At 71.9% G+C, this 18,730-nt stretch carries 19 protein-coding genes; 11 read left to right on the top strand and 8 right to left on the bottom strand.

What is annotated here, in order from left to right; genetic code table 11:
- The first annotated feature begins 10 nt into the window (after positions 1–10).
- Both O3597_RS12880 and O3597_RS12875 read left to right on the top strand, forming a co-directional pair.
- Complete coding sequence (locus O3597_RS12880; protein ID WP_166458402.1) at positions 11–175, top strand: hypothetical protein; 165 nt, start codon at positions 11–13, stop codon at positions 173–175.
- Positions 175–525, top strand: coding sequence for a DUF3140 domain-containing protein (locus tag O3597_RS12875; RefSeq protein WP_281604289.1), 351 nt, complete (start codon positions 175–177; stop codon positions 523–525). The genes O3597_RS12880 and O3597_RS12875 overlap by 1 nt, the downstream gene beginning before the upstream one ends.
- A 62-nt stretch (positions 526–587) precedes the next feature.
- On the opposite strand, the gene O3597_RS12870 is transcribed toward O3597_RS12875, so the two are convergent.
- The 3 genes from O3597_RS12870 to O3597_RS12860 form a co-directional block, all read right to left on the bottom strand.
- The gene (locus tag O3597_RS12870) at positions 588–824 is read right to left on the bottom strand and encodes a hypothetical protein (RefSeq protein WP_164447243.1); all 237 of its coding nucleotides are present in this window, start codon (positions 822–824) and stop codon (positions 588–590) included.
- 19 nt (positions 825–843) lie between these two features.
- Entirely contained in the window at positions 844–1,842 is a 999-nt protein-coding gene (locus tag O3597_RS12865; protein WP_164447242.1) for a LysR family transcriptional regulator, read from the bottom strand.
- A gap of 77 nt (positions 1,843–1,919) precedes the next feature.
- Complete coding sequence (locus O3597_RS12860; RefSeq protein WP_164447241.1) at positions 1,920–2,519, bottom strand: hemerythrin domain-containing protein; 600 nt, start codon at positions 2,517–2,519, stop codon at positions 1,920–1,922.
- A 104-nt stretch (positions 2,520–2,623) separates the two neighbouring features.
- Here O3597_RS12860 and O3597_RS12855 point away from each other — a divergent pair, with 104 nt between their 5' ends.
- On the top strand, positions 2,624–3,952 hold the full coding sequence (locus O3597_RS12855) for a M20/M25/M40 family metallo-hydrolase (protein WP_281604288.1): 1,329 nt from the start codon (positions 2,624–2,626) through the stop codon (positions 3,950–3,952).
- Positions 3,953–4,006: 54 nt separating this feature from the next.
- A complete protein-coding gene (locus O3597_RS12850) occupies positions 4,007–4,660 on the top strand; it encodes a hypothetical protein (RefSeq protein ID WP_164447239.1) in 654 nt (217 codons plus the stop codon).
- Positions 4,661–4,731: 71 nt separating this feature from the next.
- Here O3597_RS12850 and O3597_RS12845 read toward each other — a convergent pair whose 3' ends face one another.
- Complete coding sequence (locus O3597_RS12845; RefSeq protein ID WP_053655860.1) at positions 4,732–4,923, bottom strand: DUF5703 family protein; 192 nt, start codon at positions 4,921–4,923, stop codon at positions 4,732–4,734.
- A 55-nt stretch (positions 4,924–4,978) separates the two neighbouring features.
- Complete coding sequence (locus O3597_RS12840) at positions 4,979–5,950, bottom strand: aldo/keto reductase (RefSeq protein ID WP_164447238.1); 972 nt, start codon at positions 5,948–5,950, stop codon at positions 4,979–4,981.
- 139 nt (positions 5,951–6,089) lie between these two features.
- Between O3597_RS12840 and O3597_RS12835 the strand changes: the two genes are divergently transcribed.
- Complete coding sequence (locus O3597_RS12835) at positions 6,090–7,142, top strand: LLM class F420-dependent oxidoreductase (protein WP_164447237.1); 1,053 nt, start codon at positions 6,090–6,092, stop codon at positions 7,140–7,142.
- Entirely contained in the window at positions 7,139–7,975 is an 837-nt protein-coding gene (locus O3597_RS12830) for an undecaprenyl-diphosphate phosphatase (protein ID WP_281604287.1), read from the top strand. Before O3597_RS12835 ends, O3597_RS12830 begins: the two co-directional genes overlap by 4 nt.
- A gap of 330 nt (positions 7,976–8,305) precedes the next feature.
- On the opposite strand, the gene O3597_RS12825 is transcribed toward O3597_RS12830, so the two are convergent.
- On the bottom strand, positions 8,306–8,899 hold the full coding sequence (locus O3597_RS12825; protein WP_281604286.1) for a hypothetical protein: 594 nt from the start codon (positions 8,897–8,899) through the stop codon (positions 8,306–8,308).
- Between the two features lie 475 nt (positions 8,900–9,374).
- Here O3597_RS12825 and O3597_RS12820 point away from each other — a divergent pair, with 475 nt between their 5' ends.
- The 4 genes from O3597_RS12820 to mshC all read left to right on the top strand — a co-directional run bounded on the left by O3597_RS12820 (position 9,375) and on the right by mshC (position 12,879).
- Positions 9,375–10,088, top strand: coding sequence for a histidine phosphatase family protein (locus tag O3597_RS12820; protein WP_164447234.1), 714 nt, complete (start codon positions 9,375–9,377; stop codon positions 10,086–10,088).
- Between the two features lie 94 nt (positions 10,089–10,182).
- Complete coding sequence (locus O3597_RS12815) at positions 10,183–10,761, top strand: DUF3090 domain-containing protein (RefSeq protein ID WP_164447233.1); 579 nt, start codon at positions 10,183–10,185, stop codon at positions 10,759–10,761.
- Complete coding sequence (locus O3597_RS12810; RefSeq protein WP_281604285.1) at positions 10,758–11,576, top strand: SCO1664 family protein; 819 nt, start codon at positions 10,758–10,760, stop codon at positions 11,574–11,576. Before O3597_RS12815 ends, O3597_RS12810 begins: the two co-directional genes overlap by 4 nt.
- A 64-nt stretch (positions 11,577–11,640) precedes the next feature.
- Positions 11,641–12,879, top strand: a complete 1,239-nt coding sequence (gene mshC / locus O3597_RS12805) for a cysteine--1-D-myo-inosityl 2-amino-2-deoxy-alpha-D-glucopyranoside ligase (protein WP_281604284.1) — start codon at positions 11,641–11,643, stop codon at positions 12,877–12,879.
- 221 nt (positions 12,880–13,100) lie between these two features.
- Here mshC and O3597_RS12800 read toward each other — a convergent pair whose 3' ends face one another.
- Positions 13,101–13,892 (bottom strand): GntR family transcriptional regulator, encoded by a 792-nt coding sequence (locus tag O3597_RS12800; protein ID WP_164447230.1) that lies wholly within the window; start codon positions 13,890–13,892, stop codon positions 13,101–13,103.
- 148 nt (positions 13,893–14,040) lie between these two features.
- Positions 14,041–14,910: a PAC2 family protein gene (locus tag O3597_RS12795; protein WP_093402074.1), complete on the bottom strand. Its 870-nt coding sequence runs from the start codon at positions 14,908–14,910 to the stop codon at positions 14,041–14,043.
- Positions 14,911–15,201: 291 nt separating this feature from the next.
- Here O3597_RS12795 and metH point away from each other — a divergent pair, with 291 nt between their 5' ends.
- On the top strand, positions 15,202–18,717 hold the full coding sequence (gene metH, locus O3597_RS12790) for a methionine synthase (RefSeq protein ID WP_281604283.1): 3,516 nt from the start codon (positions 15,202–15,204) through the stop codon (positions 18,715–18,717).
- The last annotated feature ends 13 nt before the right edge of the window (positions 18,718–18,730 follow it).

Here is an 18,730-nt window from a genome sequence, read left to right as displayed (position 1 = left end):
AAGGGCACCGATGACCGAACCGGACGAGGCCCGCGAGGACGAGCGGACCGAGGCGATCCTGGCACCGCCGACGGCCAACCCCGCCCGGGTGCAGGTGCCGCCGGAGGGGCTGGGCGGGCAGACCGACGAGGGGCACCCGGAGGAGTCCGGGTCGCCGCCGGCAGAGGAGGGCTGATGGTACGCGAACAGCGACTCGACCCGGAGGTGGAAGTGCTCTGGGAGGACTTCCACGCCGAGGTCAACGTGCCGTCCGAGCAACTGCGACAGTGGCTGTTGACCCGCGGCTCCGGTGAGGCCGCGTTCGGCCCCGACCCGGACCTGAACCTGCCGGAGCCGGGCCGGCAGATCCTTGCCGTGCTGCGTAAGCGCAAGGTCGACCTGACCCCGGAGGACATCGAGGTGATGCGCGACGCGGTCGAGCGGATCCGCTCGCTGACCGCCGCCAAGCCCGGCCGGGGCAACGCCGACGACGAATGGCGACACAGCCTGCTCGACCTGGGTCACGACGTGCTCGTCGAACGCTGACCCCCCCGGGTCGTCCCCGGCGCTGCCGCACCGCGCCGGGGATACCGGCACGTCCGGCCGGGCTACTCGGCTTCGAGGCTGGCGATGGCCAGCCCGGCGGCGTCGGCGGCGGCCTGCCGGTCGGCGCGGGTCTGCTCCTCGCGGGTGAGCAGATTGGCGTACTCGGCCAGGTCGGCCGGGTCCGGCACCTCCGGCAACCGGCGGAGGAAGGCTTCGCACTCCCGGACGGCGGCGGTGTGCGCGGCGGCGGCTCGACGGAGCAGTTCGCGCTCGTCGGCGGCGGGATAGAGGTCGGTCATACCCGCCCCTTACCCGCGCTCAGCCGGTTCGCACCCGGTGTGCCGTCACCACCGGCGCGGGTCGCCGGACACCGAACGCCGGGTTGCGCAGCAGCCAGGCCAGGTACGCCGGATGCGGCGCGAGGGCATCGGTGTACGCGACCAGGGCGGTCTCCAGCACCAGGTCGGCGGTGCGGGCGGCGGCGGACTCCGGATGCCAGCCCAGCATCAGCCGCCAGCGCAGCGGCGTGTCGACCAGCCGACGGGTCACCAGACCGGCCACCGGCCGGAAGGTGGCCTGGCACAGCGCCACCGCCTCACCGGCGTCCACCAGGTCGATGCAGCTGCGCACGTCGGCCTCGTACACCTTGCGTGGGGTGAACCCGGCGCGGGCGCAGGCGGCGGCGAAGCAGTCGCCGAAGCAGCCGTCCCCCGGCGCGGCCACCCACTGCTCGTGCCGCAGGTCGGCCAGGTCCACCTCGTCGCGCTCGGCCAGCGGATGCGTCTCCGGCAGCAGCACCATGACCGGGTCGACGGCGACCTCCCGCCAGCTCAACCCGTAGTCCGCCGACGGTGTCGAGTCGCCGCACACCCCGGTCAGCGCGTAGTCCAACCGGCCACCGGCGACCAACTGGGCCAGCTCGTCGACCGACCAGGAGGCGTGCGTGCTGATCTGCGCCTGCGGCTGCTCGGCGGCCAGCCGGTGCACCAGCCGACCCAGGATCGGGCTGTTCACCCCGCCGAACCGGTACCGGCGGGGTGCGTCGCCGGCGCCGGCCAACCGGGCCGCCTCGTCCTGCAGACCCTTCATCGCCGGCAGCAGCACCCGGGCCCGGGCCAGAACCAGCTCGCCGAGGGCGGTGGGCCGCGCGCCGCGCCGGTCCCGTTCGAACAGCGGCCCGCCGAGGGTACGTTCGATCCGCTGGAGCTGGGCGGTCAGCGCCGGCTGGGCCAGGCCGAGCGTCGAGGCCGCCTTGGTCACGCTCCCGGTCTCCGCTATGGCGCAGACCACCCGCAGGTGGCGCAACTCCAGGTTCATAGCGTGACGGTAGGGCCACGGCGCAGCTGGCGGTAGTGCCTGGACGGATCAACGACCGTGAACGTGTCGTGGGTCTCTCACCGAGGTGGCGGCTCGGTGAGCTCACCCAACTGGGTGTGCCGGCCGGCGAGGACGTCCCGAACCTTGTCGACCACCCCGACCGCCGGCTCGACGATCCGGTTCCACGGCGGGCTGTGCGGCACCGCCGGATGCGGGCGGGTCGGTGCCGCCTCCTCGGCGATCTCCAACCGGTTGCCGAGTCGGATCAGCTCCTCCTCGGTGGCGGCGGCGCAGAGCCGCTGCATCAACGGGTCGACCGCCCGGGCGTGCGCCTCGACCCGCGCGGCCACCTCGGGCAGGGCGTCGTCGGTCAGCCCCTGCAGGGTCCGCAGCAGCTCGACGTCGCCGGCCAACACCTCATCGACGAGAGGGTCCGCCCCCTCGACCGCGTGCCGGACGGCGGGCAGCAGATACTGCTCCTCCCCGGACAGATGCCGCGACACGGTGGCGACCAGGACGTCGCGGCCGTGCTCCGGGTCCGGCCCGGGCTCGATCAGCCGCCGGGCCAACTCCAGCAGCTGCCGGTGCTCCTCGGCGACGAGGTCGGCGATGCTGCGTCCCGGGGGCTGGTACTCCTCCCCGGGGGTGGGCGGCAGCGGCGGCAGGTGGACGGACATGGTCGCCTCCTGGGCGGGCGGGCGGAGCGACGAGGGGGCATCGGGCAGGCGCGGCAGTACCCGCGGTCGCCCGAACCGAAACCCTGGGCTGATATGAAGGCACGATGACGAGCGACGCCCACGCCGCCCTCCCCGCGCCGACCGACGAGGTCGTCGAGCTGTGCCGGGACCTGCTGCGCATCGACACCACGAACACCGGCGACAACGACACGAGCGTCGGCGAACGCGGCGCGGCCGAGTACGTCGCCGAGAAGCTCGCCGAGGTCGGTATCACCCCGATCGTCCACGAGTCCGCACCCGGCCGGGCCAACGTGGTCGCCCGGATACCCGGCACCGATCCCGGTCGCGGTGCGTTGCTCGTGCACGGGCACCTGGACGTCGTACCGGCGGACGCCGACGAGTGGTCGGTGCACCCGTTCTCGGGCGAGCTGCGCGACGGCTACCTGTGGGGTCGCGGCGCCATCGACATGAAGGACTTCGACGCGATGGTCCTCGCGGTGGTGCGGCACTGGCAGCGTACGGGGGTGCGTCCGCCCCGGGACATCGTGCTCGCGTACACCGCGGACGAGGAGGCGGGCAGCGAGTACGGCGCGCACTTCCTGACCACCCGGCACCGCGACCTCTTCGACGGCTGCACCGAGGGCATCGGTGAGGTCGGTGGCTTCTCCTACACGGTGGACCCGTCGCGGCGGCTCTACCTGATCGAGACCGCCCAGAAGGGCATCGACTGGCTGCGGCTGCACGCCAAGGGCCGGCCCGGGCACGGCTCGATGCTGCACGACGACAACGCGGTCACCGCGCTGGCCGAGGCGGTCGCCCGGATCGGCCGGCACCGCTTCCCGGTGGTGGTCACCGACACCGTGCGCGCCTTCCTGGCGGAGATCTCCGAGGTCCTCGGCGTGGAGCTGGACCCGGACGACCCGGAGGCCGCCATCGCCAAGCTCGGCCCGATCGCCAACATCATCGGCGCCACCATCCGCAACACGGCGAACCCGACCCGGCTCGCCGCCGGCTACAAGGACAACGTCATCCCCGGCCGGGCCAGCGCCACCATCGACTGCCGCAGCCTGCCCGGCCAGTCGGAGCTGCTGGAGCGGCAGTTGCGCGAGCTGGTCGGCCCGGACATCGCCATCGAGTACGTCCAACGGCAGCCGGCGCTGGAGACCACCTTCGACGGCGACCTGGTCGCGGCCATGGCCGCCGCACTGCAAGCCGAGGATCCGGGCGCCCGGCCGGTGCCGTACATGCTCTCCGGCGGCACCGACGCCAAGGCCTTCGCGCAGCTGGGCATCAGGTGTTTCGGCTTCGCGCCGCTGCGGTTGCCGGCCGACCTGAACTTCTCGGCGCTGTTCCACGGCATCGACGAGCGGGTGCCGGTGGACGGACTACAGTTCGGCGTGCGGGTTCTCGACCGGTTCCTGCGCACCTGTTAACCCGCGTCCGGATGGACGCGACATCCTGGATTCTTCGTGAAGGGGACGCCTCACATGACCGACCAGCACGGTGAGCTGGACGCCGCCCTCGAGCGCGTGATCGAAGCGGCCCGCCACCACCTGGCCGCCGTCCGGGCCGCGCAGGGCCGGATCGACGACGACGACGTCTGGCAGGCGTACGTCGCGCTGAACAACGCGTCGTTCGCCTACGACGAGCAACTCATGGACGCCTTCGGCGAGGTCACCCCGTGGGACGTCGAGTCCATCGACCCGGACGAGGCCGATCAGCGTTTCGCCGGTGGTGAGGGCGTCGAGTCGACCGACCCGCACCCGCAGGTGATCTCGGTACGCCAGCGCCGCGACTACCGGGTGCCGAGCGTCTCCGCGTTGATCCGGGTCGCCGAGGCGGCCCGCCGGGAGGGCGTACCCGGTGACGAGGAGGTCCCGCCGGTGGAGGGCGTCGGTGAGGCGGTGCTGGAGCTGCTGCAGAGCGGCGACGGTTCGCTGGGCGCGCTCGACGTGCCGGAGCTGGAGCCGCTCGACGGTGTGGTGATGGTCAGCGAGGTCGGCACCCCGGTCGACCTGGAGTCGTTCGCCGACGACGACCCGGTGGGCCCGTTCCAGCCGGGCGCCGACGATCGCCTGGTCGGCCGCCTCGACGAGCACCCCTTCCTGGAACTCGACGACGAGCACGACCACGTGCACTGACAGCCGTAGGCGCCCATCGGTCACCGGGCCGGCCGCAACGGTCGGCCCGGTTACCGCCGCGCCGCCGACGGTCAGTACGACAGGCCCGGCTGCGGCTGGTTGACCCGCCGGCGACGCAGCACCACCTGCCGCGTACCGTCACGGAACAGCCGCACCCGGGCCAGTTCCCAACCGGAGAACTCCGCCTGGATCGCCAGCTGCGCCGCGGCGGTCAACCGGTCGACGTTCGGCGGCAACCGCAGCGGCGCGTATTCGTAGTCCATGTGGCCTATGCTGCCCAGCCGGACCCCCGCAGCGCCACCCTTCGGCGAGTGATGCTCAACCGTCGCGCTCCGGATAGCCGACCTCCAGCGCCGAGACGTCGTCCAGCGCCGTGGTGATCTCGTCGGGCAGGGTCATCCGTTCCACCTGAAGCGCACCGAGCAACTGCCCCGAGGTACGCGCGCCGAGGATCGGCGCGGTCACCCCCGGCCGATCCCGGATCCAGGCCAGCGCCACCTCCAGCGGGGAGACGCCGAGGCCGCTCGCGGCGGTGGCCACCGCCTCCACGATGCTGGAGCAGCGCGGCTCCAGATAGGTGGCGACGAAACGCTCGAAATGCGGCGACACCGCCCGGGAGTCCGCCGGTCGGCCGTGTCGGTACTTGCCGGTCAGCACCCCCCGACCGAGCGGGGACCAGGGCAGCACCCCCAACCCGAGCGCCTCGCAGGCGGGCAGCACCTCCCGCTCCACCCCCCGCTCCAACAGGGAGTACTCCACCTGGGCGGCGACCACCGGCGCCCGGCCCGGCCAGGCCGCCTGCCAGGCCGCCGCCCGGGCCGTCTGCCAGCCGGAGAAGTTCGACACGCCGACATAGCGCACCCGGCCACTGGCCACCGCGTGATCAAGGGCCGCGAGGGTCTCCTCCAGCGGGGTCTGCGGATCGTAGCCGTGCACCTGGAACAGGTCGACGTGATCGGTGCCGAGCCGGCGCAGCGAGGCGTCAAGCGTACGCAGCAGGTGCCCACGGGAGCCGTCCCGGCGCCGGGCTCCGCCCGGCCGAAGCCCCGCCTTCGTCGCGATCAGCAACTCCTCGCGAGGCACCAGGCTGCCCAGCAGCGAGCCGATCACCGACTCGGCATCGCCGTCGCCGTACACGTCGGCGGTGTCGATCAGGTTGCCGCCGGCGTCGAGGTAACTCTTCAACTGCGCGGCCGCGTCGTCGGCGTCGGTGTCCCGGCCCCAGGTCATGGTGCCGAGCGCGAGCCGGGAAACCGCCAGCCCGCTGCGGCCGAGCGGTCGCTGCTGCATGGGTGAACCTTATTTCGAACCAGGGCCGGACGGATATCCTCGCTCCCGTCGAGTCTGCCCGCGGATCGGGGTGAGCCGGTGATCGTCCCGGCCACCCGCACCGCGTAACCTGATGCGACTGCGGATGGGGGAGGACTCTGTGCGACTCGGGCTAAGCCTCGGATACCAGACAGCGTGGAGCACGCCGGCCGACCACCTGGCCCTGGCTCAGGAGGCGGACCGGCTCGGCTACTCGGTGGTGTGGGCCGCCGAGGCCTACGGCTCCGATTCGCCGAGCATGCTGGCCTGGATGGCCGGACAGACCGAGCGGATCGACATCGGCAGCGCGGTGATGCAGATCCCCGCCCGGACGCCCGCGATGACCGCGATGACCGCCGCCACGATCGACTCGCTCTCCGGGGGGCGGTTCCGGCTCGGCCTGGGGGTGTCCGGTCCGCAGGTCTCCGAGGGCTGGCACGGCGTCCGGTTCGGCAAGCCGCTGGCCCGCACCCGCGAGTACGTGGACATCGTGAAGCTGGCGGTGGGCCGCAAGGAGGTCGCCTACGACGGCGAGTTCTACACGCTGCCGCTGCCCGACGGCCCCGGCAAGGCCCTGCGGCTGGGCTTCCACCCGCCGCGCGAGCACATTCCGATCTACCTGGCCGCGGTGGGCCCGAAGAACCTGGAACTGGCCGGCGAGATCGCCGATGGCTGGCTGGCGGTCTTCTACGCCCCCGAGTTCGCCCAGGAGCAGCTGGCGGCGGTGCGGGCCGGTCGGGCCAAGGCCGGCAAGGAGCTGGCCGGCTTCGACGTGGTGCCCTCCGTGCCGGTGGTGGTCGGCGACGACCTGGACTCCTGCGCCGAGCTGGTCCGCTGGTACGCGGCGCTGTACGTCGGAGGCATGGGCAGCCGCCAGCAGAACTTCTACAACCAGTTGGCCACCCGGATGGGCTACGGTGACGCCGCCCGCGAGGTGCAGGAGCTCTACCTGGCCAAGCGGCAGCGCGACGCCGCGGCCGCCGTACCGATGGAGTTCATCGACCGGACCTCACTGCTCGGACCGAAGGAGCGCATCGCCGAGCGGATGCGGGAGTACGCCGAGGCGGGGGTCACCACCCTGTCGGTGACGCTCTTCGCCGCCGACCGTGACACCGGTGTGCAGACCCTGCGGACCGTCGCCGAGGCGCTGGACCTCTCGGGAGTCGGGGAGTGACCTGGATCGAAGCCATCGTCCTGGGCATCGTCCAGGGCCTGACCGAGTTCCTTCCGGTCAGCTCGTCCGGTCACCTGCGGATCACCTCGGCGATCTTCTTCGAGCAGGACGCCGGAGCGTCCTTCACCGCGGTCACCCAGCTGGGCACCGAGGCGGCGGTCCTGCTGTACTTCGCCAAGGACATCTGGCGTATCGGCCGAACCTGGGTAGTCGGCATCTGGGACAAATCCGTCCGTTCCAGCCTTGACTACCGCATGGGCTGGTACGTGATCATCGGTTCGATCCCGATCGGCTTCTTCGGCTTCCTGTTCAAGGACCAGATCCGGGAAACCGCCCGCAACCTGTGGGTGGTGGCCACCACCCTGATCGTCTTCGCCTTTGTGCTCGCCTTCGCCGAGTACTGGGGCCGGCAGACCCGTACGCTGCGGGACTTCCGGATGCGGGACGGCGTGGTGATGGGCTTCGCCCAGGCGCTGGCGCTCATCCCCGGTGTGTCGCGCTCGGGCGCGACGCTCACCTTCGGTCTCTTCCTGAGCCTGACCCGGGAGACGGCGGCCCGCTACTCGTTCCTGCTGGCCATCCCGGCGGTGGTGATGTCCGGGATATTCAGCCTGGGTGACGTCTTCGAACCGGCGGCGCCCGGCACCTCGGTGCCCAGCGTCGCGCAGATGGTCGTCGCCACGCTCATCGCGTTCGGTGTCGGCTACGCGGCCATCGCGTGGCTGCTGCGCTACGTCGCGCACCACACCCTCTACATCTTCGTGCTCTACCGGGTCGCGATCGGCACGCTCGTCCTGGCCCTGCTGCTGACCGGAACCATCAGCGCCACCTGAGCCTGAGTTCTGTGGTGTCCGGGTGGTTGCGGTGGGGCTGACCGTGTCCGGCTTTCGGTGGTTGCGGTGGGGCTGGGGGCGACCGTGCCCGGCTTCGGGCGGTCAGGCTTGATCCCTGCGCCGGGCACGGTCGCCCCCAGCCTGACCTGGTCGGCCCTCGCCCGAGCGGAGGCCAGCCCGGGGTGGGTCTGCTGCGATGGGGCTGCTGTCTGTGGTCGGTTGCTTCGGTGTGCGGATACGCCGCTGGCCGGCACCCGGGTTCGGGTGCCGGCCAGCGGCTTTCTGCTCCCCCTTGTGGAGGAATGTCTTCGGTTGTCGCCTGGTCGGTTGTCAGCTGGTCCAGTGCTGGGCGACGAGGTCGGCGGCCTGCTGTTCCCACTGGGCGTAGTGGTCGGGGTACGCCGAGACCTGCACGGTCTGGGCGGCCTGGGTCAGGGGCATGTCCTGCCAGCCGTCGACCTGCTTGAGGCCCTTGAGGAAGGCCAGGGTCGAGTACTCGGGGTCGGTGATCTGCTCCACCGTGCCCCAGCCGGAGGAGGGGCGCTGCTGGAACAGGCCCTGCGAGTCGTGGTCGTTGCGGTCACCCAGGTGACCCAGGTTTTCCAGCTTCGACTCCTGCAGCGCGGTCGCGATCGACACCACGGCGGCACGCTCGTCCATGCCGGCCTTCTTCGTCGCGGCGATGATCGCCTTGACGTTGTCGATCTGCTCGTCGTTCAGCTCGACGTGCGACTGGTTGGACGGGGTGCCGTGCGGCAGCAGCTTGCCCATGTCCGGCTTGTCGGCCTGCACGGCTGCGATGGGGGTGGTCGGGGTGAGCTCGTTGCCGGTGGTGGTGCTGTGGTTCAGCGGGCCGGCGGCGAGTCCGGCGGCGGCGGTGAGGCCGGCGATGCCGAGGATGCTCTTGCGCAGCGTGGTGTTCATCAGGGGCTCCTTCGCGTCGGGGGTGGGCCTCGCCCGTCGGACAGGGGGATGACGGGTGGGGCCGGGGCGCGGTCGAGCGCCAGAAGACAGCGGGGACGTCGACCCGGTCGTCGTGCCGGGCGTTTCAGGGGAAAGCCGGGGCGTGCGTCCCGGAGGTGCGCCGGGCGGGGGTGGATCGCGTGCCGGGACCATGTGCAACGACCGGCGGGGGCGGGTCATTCCCGCATCCTGCCGCCCACGTACGGGGGTGGGGTGGGTGCTGCTTGGTCAGCCACCGGTTACAACGCCAGCCATCGGCCGATGATTCCGCCCGGTCGCCCGCCACCGACCCCGGAAACGGACACCGCACCCATCCGGTCAGCTCAGCCCCAGTTTCCCAACCTGGCTGGGGGCGGGGCCGGTGGCGGAACTGGCTGCCAGGTGTCCTGTCTGGGAGTTCCGTACCGACCTGAGCGGTGTGGGGTGAGGGCCTAGGGTGGTGCGGGTGGCGACTCTTCTGCTCCTGCGGCACGGACGCACCACCGCGAACGCCGACGGCGGCCTCGCCGGTCGGCAGCCCGTCGAGCTGGACGAGACCGGCCGCGCCCAGGCCACCGCGGTGGGCGGACGGTTGCGGCAGGTGCCGCTGACGGCCGTGGTGACCAGCCCGCTGATCCGCTGCCGGCAGACCCTGGAGCTGGCGCTGCCCGAGGCGTCGCCGGTGGTGGACGACGGTCTGATCGAGTGCGGGTACGGCAGCTGGGAGGGCCAGCCGCTGAAGAAGCTGGCCAAGGAGCCGCTCTGGCCGATGGTGCAGCAGCATCCCAGCGCTGTGGTCTTCCCCGAGGGCGAGGCGATGGCGCAGATGGCCACCCGCGCGGTCGCGGCGGTACGCGCCTGGGACGCCCGACTGACCGCCGAGCACGGCCCCGAGGCGGTCTGGCTGGCGTGCAGCCACGGTGATGTGATCAAGGCCATCGTGGCCGACGCGCTCGGCGTACACCTGGATCTTTTTCAGCGGATCGTGGTGGACCCGGCGTCGGTGACCGCGATCCGCTACACCCCCCTGCGACCTTTCCTGGTACGCCTCAACGACGTCGGCGGTGACCTGGCCGGTCTGGTGCCGCCGCCCGGCAAGCGACGCCGGCGGGCCCGCCGGCCGACGGACTCGGACGCCGCGGTCGGCGGTGGCGCGGGGGCGTCCCGATGAGTCGCCCGGCGCCGCACGCCGGCACGCTCGGGTGCGTCGCGATTCGGGTCGGTGGGGTGCGCGCTGCGTGGGGCCGCCGGATAGGGTCGTGGGTATGACCCACCAGGTGCACGCCTTCGAGCCGCCGGAGCGGTTCGTCGCCGGGACCGTCGGGCCGCCGGGGGAGCGTACGTTCTTCCTCCAGGCGCGCGGCGGTGGCCGGCTGGTCAGCGTCGCGCTGGAGAAGGTCCAGGTCTCCCTGCTCGCCGAGAAGCTGGAGGAGCTGCTCACCGAGGCCCAGCGTCGGTTCGGTGTGGAACTGCCCGAGGCTACCGTCCCGGTCGGTGACAACGACCCGCTGGAGACACCGGTCGACGAGGAGTTCCGGGTCGGCACGTTGGGCCTGGCCTTCGACGCGGACACCGCGACCGTGGTGATCGAGGCGATCGCGGTCGGCGAGGCGGAGACCGAGATCGAGCTTGGCGAGGCGGAGGCGGAGGACGAGCCCGACGATGTCGAGCCCGACGAGGATCTCGACCGGCTCCGGGTCCGGCTGACTCCCGAGGCGACCCGCGCGTTCATCGAGCGGGCCCGGCGCGTGGTCAACGCCGGCCGGCCGCCCTGCCCGCTGTGCGGCCAGCCCCTGGACCCGGCCGGCCATCTCTGCCCCCGGAACAACGGCTACCACCGGTGACCTCCTCCGGCGTGGTTCACCGACAGGACGGGGGTGCCGCGCTGCGCCTGCTGCGTGACGGTGAGCTGACCGTGGAGGGGCGACTGGTCGACGCGTCCAACACCACGCTGCGCGGCGTGCTGACCCTGGACGGGATGTCGGCCCGGTGCGTGTACAAGCCGGTGCGTGGTGAGCGACCGCTGTGGGACTTCCCGGACGGCACCCTGGCTGGCCGGGAGGTGGCCGCCTACCTGGTCTCCGCGGCCACGGGTTGGGATCTGGTGCCGCCGACGGTGCTGCGGGACGGGCCGTTCGGGACCGGATCCTGCCAGCTGTGGATCGACGAACCGGCCGACGCCGAACCGCTCGTGGGATTCGTGCCGGCCGACTCGGTACCACCCCGCTGGTTCCCGATCGCGGCCGCCCGCGACGACGACGGCACCGCGTACGCCCTCGCGCACGCCGACGATCCACGACTGGCCCGGCTCGCGGTGCTCGACGCGGTGATCAACAATGCGGACCGTAAGGGCGGCCACGTCCTGGTCGGCCCGGACGACCGGATCCACGGGGTCGACCACGGGGTGAGCTTCCACGTGGAGGAGAAGCTGCGGACGGTGCTCTGGGGTTGGGCCGGCCGCTCGCTGCCGGATGACGCGGTCGACATGCTCGGTCGGCTGTCCCGTCAGGTCGCCGGCCCGCTCGGCGAGGAACTGGCCGAGCACCTCACCCTCGGTGAGATCGCCGAGCTGGCTGCCCGGATCGACCGGCTGTGCCGCAGCGGCCGCTTTCCGCAGCCCTCCCAGGACTGGCCGGCGGTGCCCTGGCCGCCGATCTGAGCTGTCGCGTTGATCACTCTCGGGGCGGCATGACGTCGCCCGACGGCTGGTTAGGCTGACGGGCATGGAGTCTTGGGTGGGGCACGAGGTGCCGCGGCTGCCGGGCCGGAGCGAGCCGTTGCGGTTGTTCGACTCGGCGCGCGCGAGCGTGCAGCCGAGCGACCCGGACGGCACCGCCACCATGTACGTCTGCGGTATCACCCCGTACGACGCCACCCATCTCGGTCACGCTGCCACCATGATCACCTTCGACCTTGTGCAGCGGATGTGGCGCGACGCCGGCCACGAGGTCCGCTACGTGCAGAACGTCACCGACATCGACGACCCGTTGCTGGAGCGGGCCGAACGCGACCGGGAGGACTGGAAGGTCCTGGCGATGCGGGAGACGGCGCTGTTCCGGGAGGACATGGAGGCGTTGCGGATCATCCCACCCGCCCACTACGTCGGCGCGGTGGAGTCGATCCCGGACATCGCCGAGAAGGTGCTGGTGCTGGTCAAGGACGGTGCCGCGTACCGTCTCGACGACGGCACCGGCGACGTCTACTTCGACATCTCGGCCGCGCCGAGCTTCGGCTACGAGTCGAACCTCTCCCGCGCGGAGATGCTGGAGATCTTCCCCGAGCGGGGCGGCGACCCCGACCGCGCCGGCAAGCGTGACCCGCTGGACCCGCTGCTGTGGCGCGGTGCCCGCGACGACGAGCCGTCCTGGCCGGGTGGCGACCTCGGCCCGGGCCGACCAGGCTGGCACATCGAGTGCGCGGTGATCGCCCTCGGCCTGCTCGGCTCCACCATCGACGTGCAGGGTGGCGGCAACGACCTGCTCTTCCCGCACCACGAGTGCTCCGCCGCGCACGCCGAGCGGCTGACCGGCGCGGCACCCTTCGCCGGTCACTACGTGCATGCCGGCATGATCGGGCTGGACGGCGAGAAGATGTCCAAGTCCCGAGGCAACCTGGTCTTCGTCTCCCGGCTGCGCGCCGACCGGGTGGATCCGATGGCGGTCCGGCTGGCCCTGCTCTCCGGGCACTACCGCGCCGACCGGTCGTGGACCGACGATCTGCTCACCGCCGCCCAGGAGCGGCTTGGCCGCTGGCGGCGGGCCGCCGCCGCGACCGCCGGGCCGTCCGGGGCCGCGTTCCTGGCCGGCGTACGCGAACGACTCACCGACGACCTCGACACGCGCGGTGCCCTGCGGCTGGCCGACGAGTGGGCCGAGCGGACCCTCGCCGGCACCGACGACGACCCGGCCGCGCCGCGCCTGTTCGCCGACACCGTCGACGCCCTGCTCGGCATCCGCCTCTGACCCGAGCCGGCAACGTCCCCGACATCGCGGCCTCCCGCGTCGTGCCCCCTCCCGCGCCGTGCCCCTCCCGCGCCGTGCCCCTCCCGCCCGAGGGGACAACATCGCCGATACTGCTGTCTCGGGTGCCCGTGAGGGGACAACATCGCTGATGTTGCTGCTTCCTGTTCCCCCGTTCAGGGCGAGGTTCCCATAGGTGGCGGACGTGGGGTGGTGGGAGTCAGTCAGCCGAGGACGAGGCCGGGGTCGGGGTCCGGCTCGGCGGTGGGGGCGGGGATCTGGTACTCCTCGGTGAGGGTGGTGACCGGGCCGGGCCAGGTGGCCTGGGCGACCTCGATGGGGCGGCGGTGCGGGTCGTACGCCACGTGCAGCAGGTGCAGCACCGGGGTGTCCGGCCGGATCTGGAGGGTCTCCGACTCCTCGCGGCTGGGCTGGCGGGCGGTGATGGTGTCGGTGGCGGTCGCGTACCGCCGACCGGTGGCCTCCTCGGCCTCCTGGTAGAGCGGACGGCCGAACGCCTCGGCCCGCTCCAGCGAGGTGCCGGCGGTGTCGGCGGGCAGGAACCAGGAGGCGCCCACCTCGACCGGTGAGTCCTCGGTGCGGACGAGGTGGCGGCGGCAGAGCAGTTCGGTGCCGTCGGGTACGCCGAACGCGTCGGCCACCTCAGGCGGCGCGGGGGAGCGGCCGACGGAGACGAGCTGCTGGCGATAGCGGGCGGCCAGGTCGGTGTGGTAGCCGCGGAAGCCGCCGTAGCGGCCCCGGGAGAGCCGGTTGAGTCGCCGCCGGGTGCCCCGGACGTACGTACCGGAACCGGGTTTGGTGATCAGGACGCCCTCGACCCGCAGCTGGTCGACGGCGCGTTGCACGGTCTGCTTGGCGACGCCGAACATCTCGGCGATGGCCGGGATGGATGGCAGCCGCTCGCCCGGTGCCCAGTCGCCACGTCGGATCTGGCTCTTGAGCTGCGCCGCGATCTGCCGGTGCGGGAACTCGGCCGCCCCCGGGTTGATCTGCATCCCCGCCTCCTCATTTCAGCTAGGTTCCTAGGATGCCCTACGCGAGGTGACCGCCGCCACCCCGACACGGCGTGGACCAGCTGCGGACAAAGGCCCGCCCCGGACAGTCGAGGTGTCCGGGGCGGGCCAGCGGCAGCAGTGGGGAGGGTTACCAGGAACCGGCGGTGGGGCCGGCGGATCCGCCCCGGCGGCGCAGGTACTTCTCGAACTCCTGGGCGATCTCGTCCCCGGTCAACGGGGTGATGCCCGCGTCGCCGACGCGTTCCTCCAACTCGCGGACGTACTCGCCCAACTCGGCGTCCTGCTCGGCGGCGCTGCGTACCCGCTGCTCCCACTCGGCGGCCTCCTCGGCCAGGTCGGCCATGGGCACCGGCAGGTCGAGCACCTCCTCGACCCGGTGCAGCAGGGCGAGGGTGGCCTTCGGGCAGGGCGGGTTGTTGGCGTAGTGCGGCACGTGGACCCAGAACGAGACGGCGTCGACCTCGGCGCGGGTGCAGGCATCGTGCAGCACGCCGACGATCCCGGTCGGCCCGTCGTAGCGGGTCGGGGTGAGCTGGTAGCGGCGCGCGGCGTCGGCGTCGGAGGCGCTGCCGCTGATCGGCAGCGGCCTGGTGTACGGCACGTCGGCCAGCAGGGCACCGAGCAGCACCACCCGCTCGACCTCCAGGCTGTGGCAGATCTCCAGCACCTGCTCGCAGAAGGTCCGCCACCGCATGCTCGGCTCGATCCCGCGGATCAGCACCACGTCCCGCTCGGTGCCGGCCGGGCTGGCGACCGTGAACCGGGTGGTCGGCCACTCGACCCGGCGGGTGGCACCGTCGGACATGGCGATGGTGGGCCGGCTGACCTGGAAGTCGTAGAAGTCCTCCGGGTCCAGTTCGGTGACGGGCCGGGCCTCCCACACCTGCTCCAGGTGCTCGACCGCCGCGGTGGACGCGTCCGCCGCGTCGTTCCACCCCTCGAAGGCGCAGATGGCGACCGGGGACCGCAGCACCGGCAGCCCGTCGAACTCGGTCACGCCGTCACCTCCTGCTCGTCACCGGCGGTCCGGGACGCGGTCCCGGTCGTCCGCCCACGGTGCGTGGCGGTGTCGCTGTAGTCCTTCACGTCAGTCAGCCTACGTGCCGGGCCCGGACCCGGCCCGTCGGCCGCGCCGGATGGGCCGGGCGTCGGCGCCGCCGCCGGGCTGCGCGCAGGCCATGATGTTGGGCATTGCCGGCGAAAACGGGCAACGTGATCCCGATGACACAATGTGGGATCGGATGGTACGCGGGGGTGCGGGCCCGCCCGACCGCACTAACCTGAGGTGGTGCGTACTTCGTTGCTCGACGCGTTGACCGACCGGATCCTCGTCACCGACGGGGCGATGGGCACGATGCTGCAGGCTGCGGACCTCACCCTGGACGACTTCGACGGTCTGGAGGGGTGCAACGAGATCCTCAACGTCACCCGGCCGGACGTAGTCCGTGGCGTGCACGAGGCGTACCTGGCGGCGGGCGCGGACTGCGTGGAGACGAACACCTTCGGCGCGAACCTGGCCAACCTCGGCGAGTACGACATCCAGCACCGGATCCGGGAGCTGTCCGAGGCCGGTGCCCGGATCGCCCGCGAGGCAGCCGACGCCTACAGCTCGTCCGAGCGGCCCCGGTTCGTCCTCGGCTCGATCGGCCCTGGCACCAAGCTGCCCACCCTCGGTCACGCCGCCTACGCCACGCTGCGCGACGCCTACCAGGAGAACGCCGCCGGGTTGATCGAGGGCGGCGCGGACGCGCTGATCATCGAGACCTGCCAGGACCTGCTTCAGGTGAAGGCCGCCGTGGTCGGCTCGCACCGGGCGATGGCGGAGTTGGGCCGCAAGGTCCCGCTGATCTGTCACGTCACCGTGGAGACCACCGGCACCATGCTGCTCGGCAGCGAGATCGGTGCCGCGCTGACCGCGATCGAGCCGCTCGGCGTCGATCTCATCGGGCTCAACTGCGCCACCGGTCCGGCGGAGATGAGCGAGCACCTGCGTTATCTCTCGCAGCACGCCCGGGTGCCGCTGTCGGTGATGCCGAACGCGGGCCTGCCGCAGCTCACCGCCGACGGCGCGGCCTACCCGCTGACTCCGGTGGAGTTGGCCGACGCCATGGAACGTTTCGTCACCGAGTACGGCGTCTCCCTGATCGGCGGTTGTTGCGGCACCACCCCGGAGCACATCAGGCTGCTCGCCGAACGGCTGGGCGGGACCCGGCCGGTGGCCCGTGAGCCGCGTACCGATCCGGGTGTCTCCTCGATCTACCACCACGTGCCGTTCGCGCAGGACGCCAGCGTGCTGATGGTGGGGGAGCGGACCAACGCCAACGGCTCCAAGGCGTTCCGGGAGGCGATGCTCGCCGCCGACTGGCAGTCCTGTGTGGAGATCGCCCGAGGTCAGGCCCGCGACGGTTCGCACCTGCTGGACCTCTGCGTCGACTACGTCGGCCGGGACGGCACCACCGACATGCGTGAGCTGGCCGGCCGGTTCGCCACCGCCTCCACGCTGCCGATCATGCTGGACTCGACCGAGCCGGCGGTGATCGAGGCCGGCCTGGAGATGCTCGGCGGCCGGTGCGTGGTCAACTCGGTCAACTTCGAGGACGGCGACGGCCCTGACTCCCGGTACGCGCGGGTGATGCCGGTGGTCGCCGAGCACGGTGCCGCCGTGGTCGCGCTGCTCATCGACGAGGAGGGCCAGGCCCGCACGGCGGAGTGGAAGGTACGGGTGGCCGAGCGGCTGATCGAGGACCTCACCGGCCGGTGGGGGTTGCACCGCTCGGACATCCTCATCGACGCGCTGACCTTCCCGATCGCCACCGGTCAGGAGGAGACCCGCCGCGACGGCATCGAGACGATCGAGGCGATCCGGGAGATCGCCCGCCGCTGGCCCGGGGTGAACTTCACCCTGGGCATCTCGAACGTCTCGTTCGGACTGAACCCGGCGGCCCGGCAGGTGCTCAACTCGGTCTTCCTGCACGAGTGCGTGCAGGCCGGGCTCACCTCGGCGATCGTGCACGCCAGCAAGATCCTGCCGATGTCGAAGATCCCCGACGAGCAGCGTGAGATCGCCCTCGACCTGATCTACGACCGGCGTCGCGAGGGCTACGACCCGGTGCAGCGGTTCATCGAGGTCTTCGAGGGCGTGGACGCCGCCTCGGCACGTGCCACCCGGGCCGAGGAGTTGGCGGCCCTGCCGCTCAACGAGCGGCTCAAGCGCCGGATCATCGACGGCGAACGCAACGGCCTGGAAGCCGATCTCGACGCGGCGATGGCGGCCGGCACCGCCCCGCTGCTCATCATCAACGACATCCTGCTGGACGGCATGAAGGTCGTCGGTGAGCTGTTCGGCTCCGGTCAGATGCAGCTGCCGTTCGTGTTGCAGTCCGCCGAGGTGATGAAGACCGCGGTGGCGTACCTCGAACCGCACATGGAGAAGGCCGACGACGGCGGCAAGGGTCGCATCGTGCTCGCCACCGTCAAGGGCGACGTGCACGACATCGGCAAGAACCTGGTCGACATCATCCTGTCCAACAACGGCTACGAGGTGGTGAACATCGGCATCAAGCAGCCGATCTCCGCCATCCTCGACGCCGCCGAGCAGCACCGCGCCGACGCCATCGGCATGTCGGGGCTGCTGGTCAAGAGCACCGTCATCATGAAGGAGAACCTGGTCGAGATGGCGTCACGCGGGGTCGCGGAGCGCTGGCCGGTCCTGCTCGGTGGTGCGGCGCTGACCCGGGCGTACGTCGAGGACGACCTGCGGTCGATGTTCCCCGGCCAGGTGCACTACGCCCGCGACGCCTTCGAGGGGCTGTCCCTGATGGACCGGGTGATGGCCGCCAAGCGCGGCGGCGCCCCCGTGGTCGACGCCGAGCGGGAGGCGGCCCTGGCGGCCCGGCGGGCCCGCCGGGAACGGCAGCGCGCAGTGGTCGCCGAGTCGCTGCCGGAACTGCACGACACCTCGGTACGCTCCGACGTCGCGGTCGACGTGCCGGTGCCGGTCGCACCGTTCCACGGCACCCGGGTGGTCAAGGGGGTGCCGCTTGCCGACTACGCGGCGCTGCTGGACGAACGGGCCACCTTCATGGGCCAGTGGGGGCTGCGCGGTGCGCGCGGCGGCAAGGGCCCGTCGTACGAGGAGCTGGTGGAAACCGAGGGCCGGCCGAGGCTGCGCTACTGGCTGGACCGGCTGATCGCCGACCAGGTGCTGGAGGCGGCCGTGGTGTACGGCTACTTCCCGGCCTACTCCGAGGGCAACGACCTGGTCGTCCTGGACGAGAACGGGCACGCCGAGCGGGCCCGGTTCACCTTCCCCCGGCAGCGGCAGGAGCGGCGGCTGTGCCTGGCCGACTTCTTCCGCCCGCGCGGCGAGGACCTGGACGTGGTCGCGTTGCAGCTGGTCACCGTCGGCCAGCCGGTCAGCGAGTACGCGGCCAAGCTGTTCGCCCGCAACGAGTACCGCGACTACCTGGAGGTCCACGGCCTGTCGGTGCAGCTCACCGAGGCCCTCGCCGAGTACTGGCACAAGCGGGTCCGGGCCGAGCTGAAGCTGCCCGACGGCCGTACCGTCGCCGACGACGACCCGGCCGACCTGGCCGGCCTGCTGCGCACCGACTACCGGGGCTGCCGGTACGCGTTCGGCTACCCGGCCTGCCCCGACCTGGAGGACCGGGCGAAGATCGTGGAGCTGCTCGGCGCCGAGCGGATCGGCGTGCAGCTGTCGGAGGAGTTCCAGCTGATGCCGGAGCAGGCCACCGACGCCATCGTCGTCCACCACCCCGAGGCCAGCTACTTCAACGCCAAGTGATCACCGCAGGTGC

Origin of the sequence: Verrucosispora sp. WMMA2044 (assembly GCF_027497155.1) — a bacterium.
Taxonomy (GTDB): Bacteria; Actinomycetota; Actinomycetes; order Mycobacteriales; family Micromonosporaceae; genus Micromonospora; species Micromonospora palythoicola.
This window is presented reverse-complemented; position numbering and strand designations above follow the sequence as displayed.